At 42.0% G+C, this 5,130-nt stretch carries 7 protein-coding genes; 5 read left to right on the top strand and 2 right to left on the bottom strand.

Going from position 1 to position 5,130, the window contains the following annotated elements:
• The coding region (locus PUQ00_RS32365; RefSeq protein WP_300424059.1) for a Rieske (2Fe-2S) protein at nt 1–299 on the bottom strand (299 nt) is incomplete at its 3' end.
• A gap of 840 nt (nt 300–1,139) precedes the next feature.
• Between PUQ00_RS32365 and PUQ00_RS32360 the strand changes: the two genes are divergently transcribed.
• The 5 genes from PUQ00_RS32360 (at nt 1,140) to PUQ00_RS32340 (ending at nt 4,393) form a co-directional block, all read left to right on the top strand.
• Nucleotides 1,140–2,063 carry a LysR family transcriptional regulator gene (locus PUQ00_RS32360; protein WP_300424058.1) on the top strand — a complete coding sequence of 308 codons (924 nt, stop codon included), beginning with the start codon at nt 1,140–1,142 and terminating at the stop codon, nt 2,061–2,063.
• Between the two features lie 281 nt (nt 2,064–2,344).
• A complete protein-coding gene (locus PUQ00_RS32355) occupies nt 2,345–2,626 on the top strand; it encodes a hypothetical protein (RefSeq protein WP_300416373.1) in 282 nt (93 codons plus the stop codon).
• Nucleotides 2,627–2,735: 109 nt separating this feature from the next.
• Nucleotides 2,736–3,452 carry a hypothetical protein gene (locus tag PUQ00_RS32350; protein ID WP_300424057.1) on the top strand — a complete coding sequence of 239 codons (717 nt, stop codon included), beginning with the start codon at nt 2,736–2,738 and terminating at the stop codon, nt 3,450–3,452.
• Between the two features lie 199 nt (nt 3,453–3,651).
• Nucleotides 3,652–4,254, top strand: a complete 603-nt coding sequence (locus PUQ00_RS32345; RefSeq protein WP_300424056.1) for a transposase — start codon at nt 3,652–3,654, stop codon at nt 4,252–4,254.
• A 7-nt stretch (nt 4,255–4,261) separates the two neighbouring features.
• Nucleotides 4,262–4,393 carry a hypothetical protein gene (locus PUQ00_RS32340; protein ID WP_300424054.1) on the top strand — a complete coding sequence of 44 codons (132 nt, stop codon included), beginning with the start codon at nt 4,262–4,264 and terminating at the stop codon, nt 4,391–4,393.
• Between the two features lie 129 nt (nt 4,394–4,522).
• Here the strand turns inward: PUQ00_RS32340 and PUQ00_RS32335 are convergent, their stop codons facing one another.
• Nucleotides 4,523–5,098: an alpha-ketoglutarate-dependent dioxygenase AlkB gene (locus PUQ00_RS32335; RefSeq protein ID WP_300424052.1), complete on the bottom strand. Its 576-nt coding sequence runs from the start codon at nt 5,096–5,098 to the stop codon at nt 4,523–4,525.
• Nucleotides 5,099–5,130 lie beyond the last annotated feature (32 nt).

Raw genomic sequence — 5,130 nt, 5'->3', positions numbered from 1 at the left:
ACACCAAAGGAGGGAACATCATCTGCCCAAGAGTCAAATGTTCCGCCACTAGCGAGATCGAAACGTGCATAGTGCCAAGGGCAAGTCACAATGCCATTTTGGCAAGTGCTTCTGTGGAGGGAAAAGCCCATATGAGGACAACGGTTATCAATTGCATAGACTTTATTGTGTGAGTAAAACAGAGCAATGGTATGTTTTTCGGTGCGAACCAACAAACTACCTGCTGCTTGAACATCTGCAAATTTAGCAACACGGATGTATTTGTCTTTATGAATTAGGGCTGTAAATTTTTGAATCATTTCAGTTTTCCACAAAACTGATGTAAAAACTCCTACTAGGACTTTGGTGAACTTTCAATGGTTTGAGCAAAGATGCAATTCTAATTTTTGTTAACTGGTAGGGCATTTACGAAAAAGGTGATTGGTGATGACAATGGAACAAGGCATACACTGCATTAAGACAATTGGCAAAATCGTTACTTACAGACTAGAACCAGTGCGAATTTTCTAAGCTTCAGTGCATTAACTACAAGCACATAATCAAGGCTTGAGGCGATCATTGAATGAAATAGTCATTTCTTTTCGGCAAAGTTTAGATTTTCCAGCCTCCTAGTTCGGCGTTTCGAGTTCTGAGCATCAAGTTCCAAGATAAAAGCTCGACGTTTCGAGTTCTGAGCTTGAACCATGAGACTCAAAGGTGGAATGATGAAGTTGAAAAGGCGATGTCTACGATGGTCAATGACTTGTACTGAGCGTAGTCGTTGGCGCAGCCTAAGAAGAGAAGTAGCTTTGTGTGTACTCCTACGGAGAAGCAAGCTAGCAAGAGCGTCTGGTAGAGAAGTGCGGGCGTAGCTGCGGCACCATTTCCCCCAATCCCCAGATGAGTCACCCAGTCCCCCACTCCTGAGAGGACAAGAGTTTTAGCCTCCTTTCCTCGATTTACATAGGTTGTTTTTCTTGTGCTGACTTATTTAATAAATAAAATATCCTCTTCACAGCCCCTGATTTTCAGTTAAGGGTTAATCACTGATTTAGATCCAAATTATTGCCAAACTTTTGTCCTATACCTTGTTTCTAATAAACATACTGATAATAAGTAATTTATGATTATTTGTCAAATTCATAGAATAAATAATATCTATGCATGAAATAAATTTGTCGCAATTGGATCTTAATCTTTTACTGGTGTTATATGCCTTGCTGCAAGAGTGTAACGTCACAAATGCTGGAGAAAAAATTGGTTTGAGTCAATCAGCTACCAGTCACGCACTTGGGCGATTACGCCAAGTGTTCAACGATCCATTACTTGTACGGTCTAAGAAAGGCATGGTTCTTACATCACGTGCTCAAGAGCTACTCGAACCACTACAGAAAATTTTGTTAAATATTGAGCAGTTAATTCAACCAAGCAGTTTTGAACCTAAAACAGCACAAGGTACAATCCAGCTAGCTGCATCAGATTACGCAACCGTTTTGATTCTTCCAAAGGTTTTGAAGCAAATTTCTCAACAGGCTCCTCAACTGAATTTGGAATGCCATCATTGGCGTTCTGACACATTAGATTTACTGAGAAATGGAGTTATTGATCTAGGCTTAGGAGTTCCTAATCTACCAAAAACTTCGGAGTTTAGGTTCCAAAAGTTATTTGTAGAAGATTATGTATCTGTAGTTCGGGCTGACCATCCCATTACTCAAATGGATCTTACAATTGAATCTTATGTTGCTTGGCCACATGCCTTCATTACGCCTATAAACGCAATACCGGGTTCGACTAAAACCCTTGTGGATACTGTGTTAGAAGGCTTAGGCGTGAAGCGTCGAGTGATGTTGAAGTTACCACATTTTCTCTCGGCTCCTCTAATAGTCGCTCAGACTGATCTCATTGTTACGTTGCCTAGTCGAATTGCAATGCTCTTTGCTGAATATACAAACCTTGCTATCCTTAAACCACCGATTGAACTTGGTAACTACAATTTTCTACAGATTTGGCATGAACGTTGCGATCACGATCCGCTACACATTTGGCTACGTGAGCTAATAGCGTCCCAAACTCAGCACCTCTGAAACAAAGAGAAAAAGCGTCGTTCCAGGCACTTAAAATTTTTTAAGCGTACAAAAAGCCTGAACAGGCACCATTTTTTCAGAGATTTTTTGTGCAAGTTTTGTCCAATTGTGTTTTTTCAACTCATTCTTGAATTACTCACCGTTCGCGTAATCGAGGATGGATTTGGTGAAATGAGGGATGTGTGAACAAGGGGGGGAAGAAAAACAGGCGATCGCTGCGACTTACCAAATCGCATCAAAAAAGATGTTCTGACGGAATGCGAGTATGGTAAGTGTGAGAAATGGCACATTTACCTGAAAAAATAATCTCAGAACGAATCGACGATGTTGTTCTGTTGCTAGAAGTAATGAAAAAAATGGGACTGCCAGAAATCCTCAATCAACATTTGCCTCGTCACTGGAAACAGGAAGGACTTGATTGGGGGTGGGTGGCGTGCATTTGGCTATCGTATATTATCTCACAGGGCGACCACCGTAAAGTGTATGTTAGGGAATGGGTAGAACAACGCCGCTACACTATTGAGCAGGTTTGTGGAATCAACATTAGACTTATCCGGAAATGAGAACTTTATTTGGCTGAAACCTAGCTCTGGAGAGGGTTTTAGAGGTTCCTGTTTTATATAAGCTAAAAAGCCAGCTATGTAAGGGTTTCAGCTATTTTGAGGTTTATTTGTGGATAGGTCTATTAGAGAAACAGACTTTAGCGATGACCGTTTAGCCATTCTCTTGAAGAGGTTAAGCAACCCTGAAACATGGCAATACATAGAATGCTTCCTCAGCCAAAATACCATCCAAGCTTATGACTTATCAGTGGAGCAAGTGCGTTTGGATGCAACCACTATTAGCGGACACCATCTAATCAGTCAGGGTGGTTTATTTCAGTTCGGGCATAGTAAAGATGACCCTAGCCTACCCAAAGTGAAATTGATGATGGGGATGATTGACCCATTGGGGATGCCCCTTGTAACCCAGGTAGTATCTGGAGAACAAGCAGACGACGGACTGTATGTACCAGCCTACCAACAAATCGCAGCGATACTGAACAAAAAAGGGTTGTTGTTTGTTGGGGACTGTAAAATGAGTTCACTATCAACACGCTGCCATATACATGTTCAGGGAGATTACTACCTATGCCCATTATCCCTGGTGGGTAAAACTCCAGAACTTCTTGCTAGCTGGATTGATGACGCTGTTGCAGGTAAATTTCCACTGTTTGATATCAAACGGACAAGTCTTAATCACAACACTCAAGCAAGCCAACAGAAGGTTATCCCTGAAAAAACTATAGCCCTGGGCTACGAGGTGCATCGTAATGTAGAGGTGATTAATGAACATCTCCCCCAATTATGCTGGCTTGAAAGGGTTTTTATTAGACTTATCCACAAATAAACCTCAAAATAGCTGAAACCCTTACATAGCTGGCTTTTTAGCTTATATAAAACAGGAACCTCTAAAACCCTCTCCAGAGCTAGGTTTCAGCCAAATAAAGTTCTCATTTCCGGATAAGTCTATTGTTCACTCTCCCACACTTGGACAACAGGCTACTCTTGGATTAGAGACGCGACTTCGTAATGCACAACAGAAGTTGATGGCATTAACTCCAGAAAAAGGTCGTGGGAAGCGACAAATTAGTTCCGAACAGGTTTTGTTGCAAAAAGCTACAGAAATTCTTCGCCAACATCGAGTCGAAGGGTTACTTGGTTTCGAGCATGAATGCCAGGAAACTATTGTTGAAAACTATGTAGGTCGTGGTCGTGCTTCAGAACGTCCTAAGCGTATTAGCAAGAAAATTAGGTATCAAATCAAAAACATTACACGTAACGAAAGTGCTATTGCCCAAGTCCAAAAAGCTTTTGGATGGAGAGCTTTTGTTAGCAATGCGCCACTAAGCATCTTATCCATCGAGCAAGCCGTACTGGCTTATCGAGATGAGTGGATTGCCGAGCGTGGTTTTCATCGTCTCAAGGGTGCATCGCTTTCGATTGCCCCAATGTTTGTTCAACGTGAAGACCAGGTTACTGGGCTGATTCATTTACTGAGTTTAGCACTGCGACTGCTGACTTTAATCGAGTTTGTTGTCCGACGACAACTGGAAGCACAGAGCAAAACTTTTACTGGGTTATATCCTGATAACCCCAAAAAACAAACTAATAAACCTACTGCTGAGACGGTTATTACGTGCTTTTTCTAACCTCACTTTGACGATTATTGAAGTCCGAGGTGAACGTTTTGGCTATGTACCACCAATAAATCTTCTACAGCAAGAAATTATTAGCTTACTAGGGCTGTCTCCTGATATTTATAGCGGCTTGGTGGATAATTCCTCTTAGTCAAATCCCATTACGCGAACGATGAGTTTCATACCTAAACTTAGTTGTTCAACATCCGCATCAGAAAAAGAAAGCCATTCACCAATTAAGCGTTGATACTGGTATTGTTCATACAAATTATGAATTTGCTCATCTCTTACCCCCAACATGCGGTCGAAAAGTCAGATTAATCCGTGTACTAACGACCTTATTGGTCTTCGGAATTTGATGCAGATGTGTTGATTGACAACCCGGAAGCATCACCAGCAGACTCCCATGCTCCAGCCAAAAGTCAGTCGGCTTACCCCCGATGGGCTTGATTTGGAATTTCCTCACCGAACCCAGACTGATGGATGCGATCGCGGGATTTAGCCCCATCGAAGCTTCACTGTCGTTGTGCCAGCCGATACTGTCTTGTCCGCTCCTATATTCATTGCCGATGACAATGCGGAAGTTATAACCAGCAGTTGCGGTGATTCTGTCGCGTAACTTAGCCAGAGCGTCTGTCCAAGGTAGTGGTTTGAGTAGTACGCTTTTAGAGTAAAGGTAATCACAGCCTTCATCGCCATAAATGCACTCTAGGCGAGGCACAGGCATTGTTTTACCCAGCATACGTATTTGATTCTGTTGCCACTGCAATTCCAAAGTGTGTTGATACAGTTCGTCGGCTTCTTCCTTGTTCAGAAATTCTGGATAATATAGGAATCCTATTTGAGTTTTGAACAAGCTCCGTACATCTGAAGAGTGGCAAAGTCAAA

It is taken from the genome of Nostoc sp. S13 (genome assembly GCF_029379315.1).
GTDB lineage: Bacteria > Cyanobacteriota > Cyanobacteriia > Cyanobacteriales > Nostocaceae > Nostoc.
This window is presented reverse-complemented; position numbering and strand designations above follow the sequence as displayed.